The sequence below is a fragment of the Reyranella aquatilis genome (assembly GCF_020880995.1).
Taxonomy (GTDB): Bacteria; Pseudomonadota; Alphaproteobacteria; order Reyranellales; family Reyranellaceae; genus Reyranella; species Reyranella aquatilis.
In genome coordinates this window covers 1-16619 of the sequence record NZ_JAJISD010000018.1, presented here as the reverse complement: position 1 = coordinate 16619, position 16619 = coordinate 1, and the positions used below count along the sequence as shown (strand labels likewise).

15 protein-coding genes are annotated in these 16619 nt (G+C 66.6%); 11 read left to right on the top strand and 4 right to left on the bottom strand.

Annotated features, from left to right (window positions below; translation table 11 throughout):
* Positions 1-94 precede the first annotated feature (94 nt).
* Positions 95-1999 carry an ABC transporter substrate-binding protein gene (locus tag LJ725_RS27575; RefSeq protein ID WP_230554178.1) on the bottom strand — a complete coding sequence of 635 codons (1905 nt, stop codon included), beginning with the start codon at positions 1997-1999 and terminating at the stop codon, positions 95-97.
* A 183-nt stretch (positions 2000-2182) separates the two neighbouring features.
* Between LJ725_RS27575 and LJ725_RS27570 the strand changes: the two genes are divergently transcribed.
* Complete coding sequence (locus LJ725_RS27570; protein WP_230554177.1) at positions 2183-3277, top strand: alpha-hydroxy acid oxidase; 1095 nt, start codon at positions 2183-2185, stop codon at positions 3275-3277.
* A 95-nt stretch (positions 3278-3372) separates the two neighbouring features.
* On the opposite strand, the gene LJ725_RS27565 is transcribed toward LJ725_RS27570, so the two are convergent.
* Together LJ725_RS27565 and atzF are read right to left on the bottom strand one after the other, a co-directional pair.
* Positions 3373-4125: an SDR family oxidoreductase gene (locus LJ725_RS27565; protein ID WP_230554176.1), complete on the bottom strand. Its 753-nt coding sequence runs from the start codon at positions 4123-4125 to the stop codon at positions 3373-3375.
* Positions 4126-4195: 70 nt separating this feature from the next.
* Entirely contained in the window at positions 4196-5971 is a 1776-nt protein-coding gene (atzF, locus tag LJ725_RS27560) for an allophanate hydrolase (protein ID WP_230554175.1), read from the bottom strand.
* Positions 5972-6250: 279 nt separating this feature from the next.
* Between atzF and LJ725_RS27555 the strand changes: the two genes are divergently transcribed.
* The 5 genes from LJ725_RS27555 to LJ725_RS27535 are packed head-to-tail and all read left to right on the top strand — an operon-like array spanning position 6251 to position 9465.
* A complete protein-coding gene (locus LJ725_RS27555; RefSeq protein WP_230554174.1) occupies positions 6251-6439 on the top strand; it encodes an AtzG-like protein in 189 nt (62 codons plus the stop codon).
* Complete coding sequence (locus LJ725_RS27550; RefSeq protein ID WP_230554173.1) at positions 6436-7818, top strand: AtzE family amidohydrolase; 1383 nt, start codon at positions 6436-6438, stop codon at positions 7816-7818. The genes LJ725_RS27555 and LJ725_RS27550 overlap by 4 nt, the downstream gene beginning before the upstream one ends.
* Before the next feature lie 9 nt (positions 7819-7827).
* Positions 7828-8226: an oxalurate catabolism protein HpxZ gene (gene hpxZ, locus LJ725_RS27545; protein WP_230554172.1), complete on the top strand. Its 399-nt coding sequence runs from the start codon at positions 7828-7830 to the stop codon at positions 8224-8226.
* Positions 8227-8270: 44 nt separating this feature from the next.
* The gene (locus LJ725_RS27540) at positions 8271-9251 is read left to right on the top strand and encodes an NAD(P)-dependent oxidoreductase (protein WP_230554171.1); all 981 of its coding nucleotides are present in this window, start codon (positions 8271-8273) and stop codon (positions 9249-9251) included.
* Positions 9252-9282: 31 nt separating this feature from the next.
* Entirely contained in the window at positions 9283-9465 is a 183-nt protein-coding gene (locus tag LJ725_RS27535) for a hypothetical protein (RefSeq protein WP_230554170.1), read from the top strand.
* 26 nt (positions 9466-9491) lie between these two features.
* Here LJ725_RS27535 and LJ725_RS27530 read toward each other — a convergent pair whose 3' ends face one another.
* Positions 9492-10523, bottom strand: coding sequence for a C-terminal binding protein (locus LJ725_RS27530; RefSeq protein ID WP_230554169.1), 1032 nt, complete (start codon positions 10521-10523; stop codon positions 9492-9494).
* A 71-nt stretch (positions 10524-10594) separates the two neighbouring features.
* On the opposite strand from LJ725_RS27530, the gene pehA reads away from it, so the two are divergent.
* The 5 genes from pehA (at position 10595) to LJ725_RS27505 (ending at position 16377) form a co-directional block, all read left to right on the top strand.
* On the top strand, positions 10595-12127 hold the full coding sequence (gene pehA, locus LJ725_RS27525; protein ID WP_230554168.1) for a phosphoric/sulfuric ester hydrolase PehA: 1533 nt from the start codon (positions 10595-10597) through the stop codon (positions 12125-12127).
* Positions 12128-12148: 21 nt separating this feature from the next.
* Entirely contained in the window at positions 12149-12853 is a 705-nt protein-coding gene (gene pcaH / locus LJ725_RS27520; protein WP_230554167.1) for a protocatechuate 3,4-dioxygenase subunit beta, read from the top strand.
* The gene (gene pcaG / locus LJ725_RS27515; RefSeq protein ID WP_230554166.1) at positions 12850-13413 is read left to right on the top strand and encodes a protocatechuate 3,4-dioxygenase subunit alpha; all 564 of its coding nucleotides are present in this window, start codon (positions 12850-12852) and stop codon (positions 13411-13413) included. Before pcaH ends, pcaG begins: the two co-directional genes overlap by 4 nt.
* Positions 13414-13417: 4 nt before the next feature.
* The gene (pcaB, locus tag LJ725_RS27510) at positions 13418-14719 is read left to right on the top strand and encodes a 3-carboxy-cis,cis-muconate cycloisomerase (protein ID WP_230554165.1); all 1302 of its coding nucleotides are present in this window, start codon (positions 13418-13420) and stop codon (positions 14717-14719) included.
* Between the two features lie 74 nt (positions 14720-14793).
* A complete protein-coding gene (locus tag LJ725_RS27505) occupies positions 14794-16377 on the top strand; it encodes an ABC transporter substrate-binding protein (protein ID WP_230554164.1) in 1584 nt (527 codons plus the stop codon).
* The last annotated feature ends 242 nt before the right edge of the window (positions 16378-16619 follow it).

Below are 16619 nucleotides of genomic sequence, written 5' to 3'. Positions count from 1 at the left end.
GGATGACACCGTTCTGTCGTCGGCGCAGCTGCGTCAAAGCCAACGACAATGTCATCCCGAGCGTAGCGAGGGACCTTTCCTTGTCCCGGCTTGCCTATTGGGCGATCCAGAACGTGTCGGGCTGGTAGAGGCCGATGTATCCGCCCGGATCCCAGGCGTAGTAGCCTTCCTTGGGCACGTTGCGGATCTTCGGGCCGACCACCACCGGCTGGCGAATGCCGTTCACCGTGCCGATCGAGAAGACCTCGTCGGCATTCGAGGCGAGGATCTTGTGCCAGGCCTTGCGACGGTCCTCGACCGTGGTGCCGCTCTCCCATTCCTTCACGTAGTCGAGCAGCTTGCAGGCCGAATCGAGATCGCATTTCTCGCCCTGCTTGCCCTTCGACTCGACGAACATGCCCCAGCGCGACCATTGCAGCCCGCCCAGCATGGTCGGCGCGAACTCCTTGGGGCTGGTGTTGGGCGTCGGCGCTGCCGTCACTGCGCCCGCGAACGCCGTCATGATGGCTTCACCCGAGGCGGTGCGTAGTCGGAAGTTGTCGCGCGTCTGCGGCTTGGTCAGCATCTTGATGCCGATCTTCTTCCAGTTGTCGGCGATCAGCGCGAGCGCGTCGTTGTCCTCGGTCTCCTCGCTGGCATGCTCGACTACGATGGTTGCCGGACGGCCGTCGGGCAGCAGGCGGAAGCCCTGGCTGTCCTTCCTGGTCAGGCCGACCTCGTCCAGCAGCTTGTTGGCGAGCTTCGGATCGTACTGGGCCCACTTGTCCGCGTACTCCTGCTTGAAGAGCTCGGAGCGCGGCATGATCGTGTTGTTGGAGGGGGTCGAGAGGCCGATATAGACGACCTGGTTCAGCTCCTCGCGATCGATGCCCAGCGACAGTGCGCGGCGGAAGCGTACGTCGCGCATCAGCTTGCGCCATTCCGGATCGCTGGCCGTCAGGTTGGGATAGAGCGCAAGCTGCGAGCCCGAGCCCGCCTCCCACAGGCGCACGTTGACACCCGAGGTCTGGGCGCTCTTCTGCAGGAAAGTGTAGTCGCGCATGTTGAGGTAGCGTGGCTGCAGATCGGCCTCGCCGAGGCCCGCCTTGGCCGGCACGAGGTTGGTCGCCGCCACGGTGAAGATGATGCGGTCGACATAGGGGAGCTGCTGTCCCTTCTCGTCGATGCGGTGGTAGTACGGGTTGCGCACATAGACGAAGCGCTGCGCCGGGGACGGGGTCGTTCCAACCCACGGATTGAGCGTCGGCAGGTCGATGTTGTCGTTGGTGTACATCACGTCGTTGCGGCGGAAGATCGCCACCCAGCTCTGCTGGCCACCCCGGCTGGACTTCAGGATCTCGGCCTCGGGCGTGTACTTGGCGTGGAACTTCTTCAGGTAGTGCGCGGGACGGAACAGGAAGAGCGGGGCGGCGCGCGCCTGGCTCTCGATGAAGTAGGGGTTGGGCTTCTCCCAGGTGTATTTGATCGTGAGCGGGTCGATGATCTCGACCTTGGGCGGCTGGCCGTCGACCAGGAGCTCGACGTTCGGGCCGCCGCTCGAGAGATCCTTGTTGCTGGCGACGTCTTCCCAGAAGAAGCGGAAGTCCTCGGTTGTGAAGGGCTGGCCGTCCGACCATTTGTGGCCGGCGCGCAGCCTGAAGGTGAACTCGCGGCCGTCCTTCTCCTCGTAACTCTCCAGGATGTCGGGCTTCAGCTTGAACTTGTCGTCGTACACGATGAGGCGGGTGTAGCTGTACACGGTCATGAGGCGGGTATCGCGCGCGCTGGCGATGAGCGTGTTGATCTGGCCGCCCTGCTGACCCGGGCCGTCGCCGCCCGCGAACTCCTTCACCACCCAGGGCTGCTGTGGAATGCGCTTCTCGACCGGCGGAAGGGCGCCCGACTTCACCTGGTCGGCGAACATGGGCGTTTCCTTCATCGCGGGCAGCGGATCGGCGGCGAGGGCCGGCCCCGCGATCAACCCGAGAACCAATGCCGTCGTCAAAGCCCGTCTCTTCATCTCACGTCCTCATCGGAGACCCTCGAGGGGTCTGCCATCCTGCAGGTTCCGCCGAGCGAATGTACGGCGGCGATCACATCGTCTGAAGCCGTCAACGTAGAGGTCAGCCGCCCGTGACGCCACGTTGACGTGGCGTCTTGGGACGCGCAAGAAACCGCCACCACTGCGAGAGTCGAGGGAACAATGGCGAGCGGTCTGGAAAACGACTTCGTGACGCTACACGAAATCGTAAAAGCGGCGAAAATCCGGCTCAATCCCAACATCTGGGACTATTTGATCGGCGGAACCGAAACCGAAACCACGCTGCGCCGCAACAGGCTGGCGCTCGACACCATCGCCTTCAAGCCGCGCGTGCTGCGGGATGTGTCCAAGATCGATCCGTCCTCCGAAATTCTCGGCCGCAAGATCCGCCTGCCGGTGATGCTGGCCCCCGTGGGATCGCTCGAATCCTTCGAGCCGGGCGGCGGGATCACGGTCGCCCAGGGCGCCGGCGCGGCCAACGTGCCGATGCTCATCAGCTCGGTGACCACGCTCAAGCTGCAGGATATCGTAAAGGGCGGAGCGGCCCCCAAGATCTATCAACTCTACGTGCGTGGCGACGATACCTGGGTGGCCGATCGCGTGAAGGAGGCGATGGACGCCGGATACGACGCCTTCTGCATCACCGTCGACACCCAGGTCTATAGCCGCCGCGAACGCGACATCGCCAAGCGCTTCGTGAAGTCGTGGCGCTCCTCGGCCACCGGTCAGGATCACCAGGCCGCCTTTTCGTGGAAGAATTTCATCGCCGTCCGCGAGAAGTTCCCCGACGTGAAGTTCATGCTCAAGGGCATCGGCACCGGCGAGGATGCGGAGCTGGCCTGCCAGCAGGGCGTCTGGGGCGTCTACTGCTCCAACCATGGCGGCCGCCAGCTCGACCATGGTCGCGGTTCGGCCGAAGTTCTGCCCGAGATCGTCGAGGCGGTCGCGGGTCGCGCCAAGGTGGCGGTCGACGGCAGCTTCAGCCGCGGCAGCGACATCGTGAAGGCGATCTGCATGGGCGCCGACTGGGTTGGCCTCGGCCGTCTCTACTGTTATGGCCTCGCCGCGGCCGGTGCGGCCGGCATCGAGCGCGTGATCGAACTGCTCGAGGAAGAGATGAAGGAGGTGATGGGCCTGCTCGGCGTCACCTCGCTCTCGCAACTCGACAAGAGCTATATCGCGAGGAGCTGGCCCACCAACCTGACCGGCGTGCACAGCGCCTTCCCGCTGCTCAACCTGCAGGACGAGGGCTACTAGCCCTCGTCACTCTCTCATTGGAGCGCGCCACTCCAGTGGCGCTCATGCCCTTGAGCGCAACTGGAGTTGCGCGCTCCGTTGAAAGATCTCAAGCCTTAGCCGCGGCCTACAAACGGCATCTTGGTCGCCATCACCGTCATGAACTGGACGTTGGCGTCGAGCGGCAGGCTGTCCATGTAGAGGATGGCGTTTGCCACCGCCGACACGTCCATGCGCGGCTCGGCCATGGTCGTGCCGTTGGGCTGCAGCACGCCCCTGGTCATGCGGTCGGTCATCGGCGAGACGGCGTTGCCGATGTCGATCTGGCCGCAGGCAATGTCGTAGGCGCGGCCGTCGAGCGAAGTCGACTTGGTGAGGCCGGTGATCGCGTGCTTGGTCGCGGTATAGGCGACCGAGAAGGGCCGCGGCGCATGCGCCGAGATCGAGCCGTTGTTGATGATCCGGCCGCCCCGCGGCTTCTGGTCCTTCATGATCTTGATGGCTTCCTGCGTGCACAGGAACGGGCCGGTCAGGTTCGCGGCCACGACACTGAGCCACGTCTCGTAGGGCAGTTCCTCGAGCGGCACCGGCGGGGCGCCGCCGCCGGCATTGTTGAACACGAGGTCGAGGCGGCCCCAGGTTTCCTTCACCTTGGCGAACAGGGCCACGATGTCGTCGCGCTTGGTGACGTCGGTCGGCACGGCAAGCGCGTTCGGCGCATTGTTGCCCGCCATCGACGCCGTCTCGTCCAGAGCGTCCTTGCGACGGCCTGCCAGCGCGACCTTGTAGCCGTTGTTCAGCAGGGCGAGCGCCGAGGCGCGGCCGATGCCGCTGCCCGCGCCGGTGACGACGGCGATTTTTCCACTCATGGATTTCGTTTCCTCTCCTCGAAGGAGCGGACCCTAGCAGACCGGTACGCCGCAGTTGAAGGGCCGTGGATCAGCCGAGGGTCTTGACGTAGGCCCGCCAGCCGCCCAGCGAGGTGATGTCCTTCGCGGCCGTGGTCGCGTGGGCTTCGCACAGGAAGCCCGGCACTGACGTGCCGTCGGCCAGGCTGACGCTTCCCAGCCCGAGCGGCGCGGGGATCTGGCGCAGCAGGGCGCCGATCTTCTCGGCGGGCAGGCTCCACACTTCGAGTTCGATCTCGCCGCCGCCCTCGGCCACCCGCACCAGCCCCGGCCGATGCGGCGGACCGCCCGGCAGGGCATAGAAGCGATAGACCGGCGCGGTCCTGGCTGCCTTCTCCAGCCGGCCGCCCAATGCGAGGAGCTGGCCGTTCAGCGGGAGACCGCTCATATGCGCGCCCACCACCGCGACCGGCACGCGATCCTCCACGACCACCGGATCGCGCTCGGGCGGCGGCAGTTGGCTCGTCGTCTTGCCCAGCGGCAGCGGCACCGCGCGTTGCCAGCGTGCCCCGAAGGCGAGCAGGGCGCGCTCGGCATTGGCGTTCGCGATCAAGGTGATGCCGAAGGGCATGCCGTCGGGCCGGAAGCCGGCCGGCACGGCAAGCGCCGACAGGCCGAAGAAGTTCACGAAGTTCGTATAGTGGCCGAGATGCGAGTTGTAGAGCACCGGCTCGCGTTCGAGATCGCTCAGCTTGTAGATGGTGCCGGCGGTTGGCACCGCCAGGAAATCGAGGCCCTTCATCTCGGCGAAGGCGCGCGCCTTCAGCTCGGCCAACCTGTACTGACCCTCGAAGGCATCGACGGCGCTGTACTTGCGTCCGCCCAGCACGATCTGCTGCGTCGTCGGCCAGACGCCCGACTTGTCGTCGGCGCTCTCCATGAAGGCGCCGACCGCCGCCGTGCGCTCGGCGACCCAGGGGCCGCTGTAGAGAAGCTGCGCGGCATCGCGGAACGGCGCGTAGTCGATCTCGACCGGCGTGCCGCCGAGCGCCTTCAGCCGCTCGATCGACTGCGCATAGAGCGTCGCATAGGCCGCATCGCCGAAGAACTCGGCGTCCTTCGTGCCGAGGATGCCGAAGCGGAAGCTCTTGCCGATGGCCGGCGTCGTGTGCGGCTCGGCGGCGACGGCCAGGACCGCATCGGCGTCGGCGCAGGACAGAGCGAACACCGATGTGCAGTCGAGCGAGCGGCAGGCCGGGACCATGCCTTCGTTGCTGAGCAGGCCGGGCGTCGGTTTGAGGCCCACGATGTTGTTGAAGCCGGCCGGCACGCGTCCCGAGCCCGCGGTGTCGGTGCCCAGCGAGAAGCTCACGAGTCCCGACGATACCGCGACCGCCGAACCGGAGCTGGAGCCACCGGGCACATACGACGCGTCGAAGGGATTGCGCGGCACGCCGTAGGGGGAGCGCACGCCGACGAGGCCGGTGGCGAACTGGTCGAGATTGGTCTTGCCGATCACGATTGCACCGGCGTCGACCAGACGCTGCACGACCTCGGCGGAAGTCTTCGCCTCATAGGCGAAGCCGGGGCACGCGGCGGTCGTCACCATGCCGGCGACGTCGAGATTGTCCTTGGCCGCGAAGGGCACGCCGAAAAGGGGAAGCCGCCCGATCTCGCCACGACGCGCATCGAGCGCGTCTGCCTGGGCCAGCAGGTCTGCATCGGGAGCGCGCGAGATCCAGACCTTGTCATCACCGGCCTGGGCAATGCGCTTCAGCACCTCTTCTATGGTCTGCCGCACCGTAAGCGTGCCGTCGCGATAGGCGCCGAGCAGCGCGTGAACACCGAGGTCGAGAGGGGCTGTCATACAAAGGTTTTAGACAAGCGCCGGGCCGAATGCAGCCGCAAGATGCGCGCAGCGATTGGCACGGTCCTTGCCTTTGCGATCAAACGGGAAACGGCAAGGCGAGGGCCAGGACATGATGCGTCGCGCATCCGGGAACAAGCGGGCCGGATTGGCGATCTTGCAGCTTCTCCGGCAACTCAAGCATGATCTCGGCAGGAGCTACCGGCTGATGCGCCGCGATCTCCATGTCGTCTGAAGGCCGGCTCCGCTGCCGGCGATTCCAAGGGAAGAAAGGCTCCGATGGCCGAAGACAAGCGTGACGTCGCGCGCATGGTCGAGGAGGGCGCGAAGACCGCGGGCCTCGCGATCGCGCCGGAATACCTGCCCAACGTGATCCTGAACGTCGAGCGCTCGCTCGCCATCGCGCGGCCGCTGCTGGAGCTGGAGTTGGAGGACGACCTCATGTCGGCCCCGGTGTACCGGCCATGAGCGATCCCCTGTCGAAGAGTGCGACCGCGACGGAAATCGCCGGCGCGGTGATGAGCGGCAAGGTCAAGGCCGCTGCCGTGATCGACGCCACGCTGAAGCGCATCGAGGCGGCCGAACCGGCGGTCAATGCCTTCACCGACGTGGTCGCCGACCGTGCACGCAGGCGCGCGGCGGAGATCGACGCCGGCCTGCATCGCGGGCCGCTGCTCGGTGTGCCCTTCGCGGTGAAGAACCTGTTCGACATCGCGGGCCTGCCGACCCGCGCCGGCTCGAAGATCAATGTCGATGGTCCGAAGGCCGAGCGGGACGGCGCGCTGGTGCGCAAGCTCGAGGCGGCCGGCGCAATCCTGGTCGGCGGCCTCAACATGGGCGAGTACGCCTACGACTTCACCGGCGAGAACGCCCATTACGGTCCGTCGCGCAACCCGCACGATCCGACGCGCATGTCGGGTGGTTCGTCCGGCGGCTCGGGCGCGGCGGTGGCGGCGGGCGAAGTGCCCCTGGCGCTGGGCTCCGACACCAACGGCTCGATCCGTGTGCCGTCCTCGCTGTGCGGCCTGTTCGGCCTGAAGCCGACCTATGGACGGCTGAGCCGTGCCGGGTCCTTCCCGTTCGTCGATTCCTTCGACCATCTCGGTCCAATCGCCCGCTCGGCCGAGGATCTCGCTTTGTCCTTCGACGCGATGCAGGGCTGGGACTCGGATGATCCGGTCTGCACGGACCGTCCGGCGGATCCAACCCTGCCGAGGCTGGTCGAAGGCGTCGGCGGGCTTCGCATCGGAATTGCCGGCGATTACTTTGCCAAGGGTGGCGAGCCCGAGGCGTTCGAGGCGGTGGCCACCGTCGCCAAGGCGCTGGGCGCGACGAAGACCGTGGTCCTGCCGCAGGCCGCCGCCGCGCGCGCCGCTGCCTATGTCATCACTGCCATCGAGGGCGCACAGCTCCATTTGCCGCGTCTGCGCACGCGGCCGCAGGATTTCGACCCCGACACGCGGGAGCGTTTCATGGCCGGCGCCCTGCTGCCCGGCGCCTGGTACGTGAAGGCTCAACGCTTCCGCCGCCAGTACCGCGCCCAGGTGCTGAAACTGTTCGAAGAGGTCGACGTGATTCTGGCGCCGGCCACGCCCTGCACTGCGCCCAAGCTCGGCCAGACCATGATGACCCTGGACGGCGTCTCACTGGCGGTGCGCGCCAATCTCGGCATCTACACCCAGCCGATCTCCTTCATCGGCCTGCCGGTCGCCGTGGCGCCGCTGCAGCGGCCGGGTGGACTGCCCATCGGGGTGCAGCTTATCGCCAAGCCCTACAACGAACAGGCGGCGCTGCGCGTGGCCGCCCATCTGCAGAAGCTCGGCGTCGCCGCCGCGCCGCCCGCCTGAGGAGTCCGTATGGAAATCAACATTCCGGAAGTCGTCGCCGAAGTGACGGCCGCATTCAATCGCTACGAGGCGGCGCTGAACAGCAACGACGTCGCGGTACTGGACGAGCTCTTCTGGAAGAGCCCGCACACGCTGCGCTACGGCGTCGGCGAGCAGCTCTACGGTTACGACCAGATCGCCGCCTTCCGCTCGGGCCGCAATCCGCAGTTCGTGCCGAATCGCGACCTGCTGAAGCTCTGGGTCGTCACCTACGGCCGCGACTTCGGGACGGCCAACTGCGAGTTCCAGCGCCACGGCGCGAGCAAGCCCGGCCGGCAGAGCCACACCTGGATGCGCACACCCGACGGCTGGCGCATCGTCGCCGCCCACGTCTCCCTGCTGGGCGAGGCGACGCCGATGAAGAGCTAGTTTCCGCGCGACCGGTACCGCGCCGCCATCCTACACTCGGCGGCATGAAGAAGCTCCTACTCACCCACGTCCCTCTCGCGCGGCGCCAGTACTACGGTGCCCTTGCACTCGCACGCCTGCAGGAGCTGGTCGAGGTCGTGCTGCACGAAGGCGAGGCGCCGCTCGATCCTCAGGGCGTGATCGGGATGGCGCGCGGTGTAGACTTAATCGTCGCCGACCGCGCGACGGCGATACCGGCGCTCGTGTTCGAGAGCCTGCCGGGTCTACGCGCGGTGATGCGCAGCGCGATCGACATCCGCAACATCGACGTGGCCGCCGCTTCGAAGGCTGGCGTGCTGGTGACGCATGCCGAAGCCGGCTTCGTCCCGTCCGTAGTCGAACTCACGCTTGGATTTCTGGTCGATCTCTCGCGTGGCATTACGCGGGCGGCGACCGCCTATCACGCCGGCCAGAAGCCCGAGATCAGGGTCGGCCGGCAACTGGGCGGCGCGACCGTCGGTATCATCGGCTACGGCCGCATCTCGCGCGAACTGGCACCGGTGCTGGCCCAGCTCGGCATGACCGTGCTGGTGTCCGATCCCTATGCCCAGGTCGACGACCGGCGTTTCGTGAAATTGCCGCTAGAGGAGATGCTGCCGAAGGCCGACTACGTGGTCTGCCTCGCGATCGCCAACGAGGAGACCGAGAACCTGCTCGATGCCGAGGCTTTCGCCCGCATGAAGCCGGACGCCTTCTTCATCAACATGTCGCGGGGCAATCTGGTCGACGAAGCTGCGCTCGCGAAGGTCCTGACCGAGGGCCGCATCGCCGGCGCGGCGATGGATGTCGGCCGTGCGCCGGACCAGATGCCGTCGCCCGAGCTGGCACGCCTGCCCAACGTGATCGCCACGCCGCATATCGGCGGCCTGACGCCGCCCGCCAGCGAAAGCCAGGCAATGGATACGGTCAGCCAGGTCGAGGCGCTGATGAAGGGCGAGGTGCCGCCCGGCGCGGTCAATCTTTTGAGCTGGACCCGTCGGGGTTGAAAAGCCTCGCTGGCGGGCGCATGTGCAATCCATGCGCACCCCGAAGGACCTGATCGCCGTGCACGTCCCGAAGGACGATCTCGGCGACTACAACCTCACCCAGACCGGGTGGTACGCAATGGACGACGGCAATCACGTCATCCTCGGACCCTTCGAAAGTCTCGCGCAGTGCGACCGGGCAATCCGCGACCGGCTGCAGCAACAGAAGTCGTGAGCCGGCGCGGTTGAGTTCGGCCCGGGTCAGTTGCCGGGGCCGCGCTCCATCGAAAAGGGCTGCCAGCGCTGCAGCTTGGACTTCTCGAGCACCATCGGATTGACGCAGGCACGCGGCCACTTGCCGCCCAGGACCAGCGCCAGCTCGGCGCCGACACGACGCTTGCGGGCGGGGTCGAAGCGGCTCGAGGCCGAGGCGACGTGCGCGGTCAGGATCACGTTGTCCATCGCGAGCAGCGGATTGTTGTGGCCGACCGGCTCGGTCTCCAGCACGTCGAGGCCGGCCCCGGCGATCCAGCCTTCCTGCAGCGCCTTGATCATCGCCGGCTCGTCGACCGTCGAGCCGCGGCCAGTGTTCACGAACAGGGCCGTCTTCTTCATCTGGCGGAAGTGCTGCTCCTTCATCAGGTGATGCGCATCCTTGGTGCCGGGCGCATGCATGCTCACGATGTCGGAGCGCTGCAGCAGCTCGTCGTAGCCGACCGGCTGCACGCCGTAGTCGGACATGACCAGCTCCTCGATGTAGGGATCGTAGGCCAGCATCTGGAAGCCGAAGGGCGCGGCGCGCTTGGCGACCGCACGGGCGACATGGCCGAAGGAGATGAAGCCCAGCGTCATGCCCATGAGGCGCGGGAACTGGTAGAGGTGCGGCCGCGCCTTGGTCCATTCGCCCTTGCGCACCATCTGGTCCTGCACCACCAGGCGCCGCCAACTCGCGAGGATAAGCGTCATGGCATGGTCGGCGACTTCCTCGATGAAGGTGTCGGGGACGTTGGTTACCGGGATGCCGAGCTGGGTTGCGGCATCGACATCGACCGAATCGACGCCGACGCTGCCCAGCGAAACGACCTTCAGCTTCTTCGCCGCCTCGATCACTTTCGCGGTGATGCGCGGGCGGCCCTTGCCGTAGATGGCGTCGGCGTCGGCGACCGCCCTGATGAGCTCGTTCTCGTCGCCCGAAATCTCGACGATTTCCGCGCCGATCGGCCCGAGCGTCTCCATTTCCAGCGAATGGTCGGTCTTGCCCGGCCCGGTCGTCACGATCTTGAAACGCGCCACGTGTTGTCTCCTCCTCCAATTTGGCGGCACTCTAGCGCAATCCTGCGGCCGTCCAACCTCGGTGAGTGAACATGCCTGCGCCCAAGAATGTCCTGTTGATCGTCGTCGACCAGTGGCGCGGGCTGATGCTGCCCAAGCTGGGCGCGGACTATCTGAAGCTGCCGAATCTCGACCGGCTGTGCGCCGAGGGCGTGACCTTCCGCAATCATTTCACCCAGGCCGTGCCCTGCGGACCGGCGCGTGCCAGCCTGCTGACGGGCCAGTACCTGATGAACCATCGCGCGGTGCAGAACACGATTCCGCTGTCCTCGCGCTTCACCAACCTGGCGCATGAACTCAGGCGCGGCGGCTACGATCCCGCGCTGGTGGGCTACACGACCACGACGCCCGATCCGCGCCACACCGCGCCCAACGACCCGCGCTTCTTCGTGCTGGGCGACATCATGGAGGGCTTCCATTCGGTTGGCGCCTTCGAGAACCGCGATGCCTATTTCGGCTGGGTCGCCAGCCAGGGCTTCGAGATGCCGAAGACGCGCGAGGATATCTGGCTGCCGAAAGGCGCGCCGGGCGCCGGCGCCACGGGCCGGCCGGCCGTCATTCCGAAGGAACTTTCGGACACGGCCTGGTTTACCGAGCGTGGGCTCGACTATCTGCGCGGCCGGGGCGGCAAGCCTTGGTTCCTGCATCTCGGCTACTACCGGCCGCATCCGCCGTTCATCGCGCCAGAGCCCTACAATTCCATGTACCGGCCCGAGGACATGCCGAAGCCGGTGCGCGCGGCGTCGCCGGCGGAAGAGGGCAGGCAGAACGCGTTGCTCGACTACTATGTGCGCAACGTGAAGCAGGCGAGCTTCTTCCAGGACGGCAAGGATCTCGGTTCGGACATGAGCGAGGCCGAGGTGGCGCAGATGCGCGCGACCTATTGCGGCCTGATGAGCGAGATCGACGATCACCTGGGCCGCGTCTTCGACTATCTGAAGGAGACCGGCCAGTGGGACGACACGCTGATCGTCTTCACCTGCGACCACGGCGAGCAGGGCGGGGATCATTACCTGCTGGGCAAGATCGGCTACTTCGACGAATCCTACCGCATCCCGATGATCATCCGCGATCCGCGCGCCCAGGCCGACAGCACGCGCGGCAGCATCGTCGACCGATTCACCGAAACCGTCGACACGATGCCGACCATCCTCGAATGGATGGGCCTGCCTGTGCCGCGCCAATGCGACGGGCGTTCGCTGCTGCCCTTCTGCGAAGGCGAGGTTCCGGCCGACTGGCGCACCGAGGTCCACTACGAATTCGACTTCCGCGACCTGCATTACAGCAAGCCTGAATCGGCGCTGGGCGTGCCGATGGACAGGTGCTCGCTGGCGGTCGTGCAGGACGAGAAGTTCAAGTACGTGCACTTCGCCGCCCTGCCGCCCTTGCTGTTCGATCTCGCGAAGGACCCGGGCCAGTTCATCAATTGCGCCGCCGATCCCGCCTATGCCGCCACGGTCGGCGAATATGCCCGCAAGATGCTCGACTGGCGGCTGGGCTTCGCCGAGCGAACGCTGACGGGCTATCGCGCCACGCCGCAGGGGCTGGAGGTGCGCGCGGCCTGAGCCGGCGCTAAGCTTGGCGGCATGAACGAAGAAACGTACCGTCGGCCCGCGGCCGGACAACACCATCCGGCGAACCGCTCGCCCGACTACAAGTCGACTGTCAGCCGCTCGCCGTCGAAGCCGGCGATCGTGCTGCCGCATACGCTGTCGGAAATCACCGGCCCGCTGTTGCGCGCGGAACGGCTCGATGCCGGCGAGAACGATCTGACGCGCCGGCGCATGGGCGAGCCGCTGGGCGAGCGCATCGTCGTGCACGGCCGCGTGCTGGACGAGGACGGCAAACCCGTCCCGGAGGCGCTGGTCGAGATCTGGCAGTGCAATGCCGCCGGCCGCTACCACCATCCCGGCGACCAGCACGATGCGCCGCTCGATCCCAACTTCTACGGCGGCGGTCGCGCACGCGCCGGCACCGACGGTACGTACAGGTTTATCACCATCAAGCCTGGCGCCTATCCCTGGAAGAACCACTACAATGCCTGGCGGCCGGCGCACATCCACTTCTCGCTGTTCGGTCCCGCTTTCGCCACGCGCCTGATCACGCAGATGTATTTTCCCCAGGATCCGCTGCTGGCCTTCGATCCGATCTACAACTCCGTGCCGGAAGGGGCGCGGCCGCGGCTGCAGGCGGCGTTCGACATGGACGCGACACAGCCGGAATGGGCGCTGGCCTATCGCTTCGACATCGTGCTGCGCGGCCGCAATGCCACGCCGATGGAGAACACATGAGCCGCGCGCTGACCCCGTCGCAGACGATCGGGCCGTTCTATTTCGGCACCGTCGTCAATGCTTACCGGCACGATCTCGCGCCGGCGGGCGTCGCGGGCGAGCGGATCGAGATCGCGCTCACCCTTCACGATGCCGACGGCGCCATCGTGCCGGACGGGCTGCTCGAAATCTGGCAGGCCAACAGTCACGGCCGCTACAATCATCCGGAAGATCGTCGCAACCTGCCGCTCGATGCGGGCTTCGAGGGCTACGGCCGCGCCTCCACCGACACGCGGGGTTGCGCACGCTTCGGCACCGTGAAGCCCGGCCGCGTGCCCTGGCCGGGCGGCGGCCTGCAGGCGGCCCACGTCAACGTCTCGGTGTTCGCTCGAGGCGTCCTCAACCGTCTCGCGACGCGCCTCTATTTCGACGGAGACCCGGCGCTGGCCGAGGATCCGGCCCTCAATCTGGTCGAGCCGGAGCGCCGTGCCACGCTGATCGCGAAGCGTGATGCAACGGGCGTCTGGCGGCTGCCTCTTTATCTGGGCGGTCCGAACGAAACCGTCTTCTTCGACTGCTGAACGCATGACCGTTCGTCTCGTCTCCGCATTGGGCTCTTCGGCCGCGACCGCCGACTGCTTCTCCGACCTCGCGACCTTGCGCCATATGCTGCGCTTCGAGGCGGCGCTGGCCGAAGCCACCGCGGCAGCGGGACTCATTCCGAAGCGCGCCGCATCGGTGATCATCAAGGCCTGCGATCCGTCGCTCTACGATCCCGCCCCATTGGTGGCCGGGGCGCGCCGCACGGCGACGCTCACCGTACCGGTGGTGAAGGCGTTGACCGATCAGGTGCGCGGGCGCGATGCCAGGGCCGCCGACTATGTCCATTGGGGCGCCACCAGCCAGGACGTGATCGACACGGCTATGGTGCTTCAGCTTGGCGAGGCGCTGCCGCCGCTGCTGAAGGCGCTCGATGGGATCGTGCAGGCCTTGGCGCGCCTCGCGAAGAAGCACCGCGCGACACCGATGCTGGGCCGGACGCTGCTGCAGCCGGCGACGCCGCTGGCGCTCGGCCAGAAGATCGCAGGCTGGGCCTCCGACATCGACCGCGCGAAGCGTCGTCTCGCGGCGAGCTTTGCGGAAACGCAGATCGTGCAGTTCGGTGGCGCCTCGGGCAGCCTGACGGCGCTGGGCCCGGCGGCCGAGCGCGTGATGAAGGGGCTGGCCAGGCAGCTGAAGCTCACTTTGCCGCCTGGACCGTGGTTCGCGCAGCGCGTCCGCGTCGCGGCCCTGGCCCAGGATTGTGCGCTGGTCGTCGGCGCGCTCGCCAAGGCGTCGCGCGACATATCTTTGATGATGCAGGTCGAAGTGGGCGAGGCAGCCGAGCCGTCGGGCCCCGGCCGTGGCAGCTCCTCGACCATGCCGCACAAGCGCAATCCGGTCAGCGCGGCGCTCATCCTGTCGGCGGCAGCGCGAGCGCCGATGCTGGCGGCCACCATCGTGGCGGCGATGCCGCAGGAGCACGAGCGCGCGCTGGGCGGCTGGCAGGCGGAGTGGCCGACCCTCTCGGCCTTGGTGGAATGCCTCGGATCGGCAGTGGAGGCGATGGCCGAAGTCGCCGGAGGCCTCGTCATCGAGCCCGACGCGCTCCAGGCCAACATGGACGCGGCGGAGGCGGCGGTCCTGGCGGAGCGCGCGACATTCCTGCTGGCCGCGAAGATCGGCAAGCACGAGGCCCACGCGCTGGTCGAGAAGGCGCTGGCCAAAGGCGGCTCCTTTGTCGAAGCGCTCGGCCGGCTCGAGGAAGAGCTGGCCGACGAGGCAGCGCTCCTCGGCTATTCGCCGAAATTCGTGGATCGCCTGCTGGCCGATCTCAAACGTAGGTGACCGGACAGGTTTAGGCCGACTCTGGCACGGGAGTCGCATCTCACAGACAGCAATTTCCCTGTCTGGAGGCGACCATGAAGCTCTCGCGCCGCACGCTGTTGGCTGGAACCACAGCCCTTTCCCTGCCGCGCACTGCGTGGGCGCAGGAAAAGACGGTCCGCTACGGTATCCCGATGACCGACATCCCGCTCACCACGGGACAGCCTGATCGCGGCGCCAATGCCTATCAATATACCGGGCTCACGATCTACGATCCGCTGATCGCGTGGGAACTCGACGTGTCGGACCGCCCCGGCAAGATGATCCCGGGCCTGGCGACCGAGTGGAAGGTCGGCGAGACCGACAAGACGCTGTGGACCTTCAAGCTGCGCGACGGAGTGAAGTTCCATGACGGATCGGCGTTCGACGCCGATGCCGTGATCTGGAACTTCGAAAAGATCTTCAACAAGGATGCCGCGCAGTTCGACCAGCGTCAGGCCGCGCAAGTGCGGCCGCGCCTGCCGAGCATGGTCTCCTACAGGAAGACCGGCCCGATGGAGATCGAGATCAAGACCAAGTCGGTCGATTCTCTCTTTCCCTATCAATTGCTGTGGTTCCTGGTCTCGAGCCCCGCCCAATGGGAGAAGGTCGGCCGCGACTGGGGCAAGTTCGCCCTGGCGCCTTCCGGCACCGGCCCGTTCAAGCTCGCCCGGCTGGTGCCGCGCGAGCGCGCCGAGCTGGTGAAGAACGAGGATCACTGGAACCCCAAGCGCATGCCGCGGGTCGATCGCATCGCGCTCATCTGCGCGCCGGAGGATTCCGGCCGCAGCGCCGCGCTGCTGTCCGGCGCCTTCGACATGATCGACGCGCCGGGCCCCGACATGGTCGACCGGCTGAAGCAGAGTGGCGCGCGCATCAGCAGCAACATCACGCCGCACGTCTTCAATTATCATCCGTCACTGCTCGAAGGCTCGCCGTGGACCGACATCCGGGTGCGCAAGGCGGCGAACCTCGCGGTCGATCGCGACGCGATCGTCAAGCTGCTGAACGGGATGGTGCAGCCGGCCTATGGCGAGGTCGACAGGACCAGCCCGTGGTTCGGCAAGCCCGCCTTCGAGATCAAGTACTCGCCCGACGCGGCGCGCAAGCTGATGGCCGAGGCGGGCTACAGCAAGGCCAACCCGATGAAGGCCCGCATCTCCATCCAGGCGGGTGGCACCAACCAGATGGTCAACGAGGCCATCCAGGAGATGATGAAGGAGAGCTTCATCGCCATCGACTTCAAGCCGGTCGAACTCGAGGCCCTGATGACGGGCTGGCGGGGCGGCGCCAAGGCTGACATGAACAAGGACGTGACGGCGACCAACGTCACGCACGTGACGTCGGATCCTTTTTATGCCGTGAACCGCTTCTTCGCGTCGGACCAGGTGGCGCCGGTCGGCGTGAACTGGAGCAACTACAAGAACGCCGACGTCGACCGGCTGGTCGCCGAACTGCAGAACACCTTCGATCCGGCCAAGCAGGACGCGCTCGCTGCCCAGATTCACGCCAAGGCCGTCGATGACGCCGTCATGATCTGGATCTATCACGATCGCACGCCGCGCGCTTTGTCGTCCCGGATCAAGGCCTACACGCAGGCGCAGAGCTGGTTCCAGGACCTCGCGCTGGTCGAGATGTAGACGGTGCGTCTTGTGACTTCAAAAGACACCTCATCCTGAGGAGGTCGCGCAGCGACCGTCTCGAAGGATGGGAACGCGCACCTTGCTTGTTGCCCATCCTTCGAGACGCGGCCTGAGGCCGCTCCTTGTATCAAGAGACGGCCGCGTCGGCGTAGAGTTGCGGGCGCGGTCTCGGTGGAGAGCCCGGAGTCTCCTGGGGCCTACAAGCCCGTTCCTGAGCTCGGTGCCTCCACCGTTGATTT

What these genes read in the sequence shown, in the direction of transcription:
- atzF (WP_230554175.1), bottom strand. Translation starts at nt 5,971, where the DNA reads ATGACAGCCCCTCTCGACCTCGGTGTTCACGCGCTGCTCGGCGCCTAT.
- LJ725_RS27505 (WP_230554164.1), top strand. Translation starts at nt 14,794, where the DNA reads ATGAAGCTCTCGCGCCGCACGCTGTTGGCTGGAACCACAGCCCTTTCC.
- LJ725_RS27540 (WP_230554171.1), top strand. Translation starts at nt 8,271, where the DNA reads ATGAAGAAGCTCCTACTCACCCACGTCCCTCTCGCGCGGCGCCAGTAC.
- pcaH (WP_230554167.1), top strand. Translation starts at nt 12,149, where the DNA reads ATGAACGAAGAAACGTACCGTCGGCCCGCGGCCGGACAACACCATCCG.
- pcaB (WP_230554165.1), top strand. Translation starts at nt 13,418, where the DNA reads ATGACCGTTCGTCTCGTCTCCGCATTGGGCTCTTCGGCCGCGACCGCC.
- hpxZ (WP_230554172.1), top strand. Translation starts at nt 7,828, where the DNA reads ATGGAAATCAACATTCCGGAAGTCGTCGCCGAAGTGACGGCCGCATTC.
- LJ725_RS27550 (WP_230554173.1), top strand. Translation starts at nt 6,436, where the DNA reads ATGAGCGATCCCCTGTCGAAGAGTGCGACCGCGACGGAAATCGCCGGC.
- LJ725_RS27555 (WP_230554174.1), top strand. Translation starts at nt 6,251, where the DNA reads ATGGCCGAAGACAAGCGTGACGTCGCGCGCATGGTCGAGGAGGGCGCG.
- LJ725_RS27570 (WP_230554177.1), top strand. Translation starts at nt 2,183, where the DNA reads ATGGCGAGCGGTCTGGAAAACGACTTCGTGACGCTACACGAAATCGTA.
- LJ725_RS27565 (WP_230554176.1), bottom strand. Translation starts at nt 4,125, where the DNA reads ATGAGTGGAAAAATCGCCGTCGTCACCGGCGCGGGCAGCGGCATCGGC.
- LJ725_RS27535 (WP_230554170.1), top strand. Translation starts at nt 9,283, where the DNA reads ATGCGCACCCCGAAGGACCTGATCGCCGTGCACGTCCCGAAGGACGAT.
- pcaG (WP_230554166.1), top strand. Translation starts at nt 12,850, where the DNA reads ATGAGCCGCGCGCTGACCCCGTCGCAGACGATCGGGCCGTTCTATTTC.
- pehA (WP_230554168.1), top strand. Translation starts at nt 10,595, where the DNA reads ATGCCTGCGCCCAAGAATGTCCTGTTGATCGTCGTCGACCAGTGGCGC.
- LJ725_RS27575 (WP_230554178.1), bottom strand. Translation starts at nt 1,999, where the DNA reads ATGAAGAGACGGGCTTTGACGACGGCATTGGTTCTCGGGTTGATCGCG.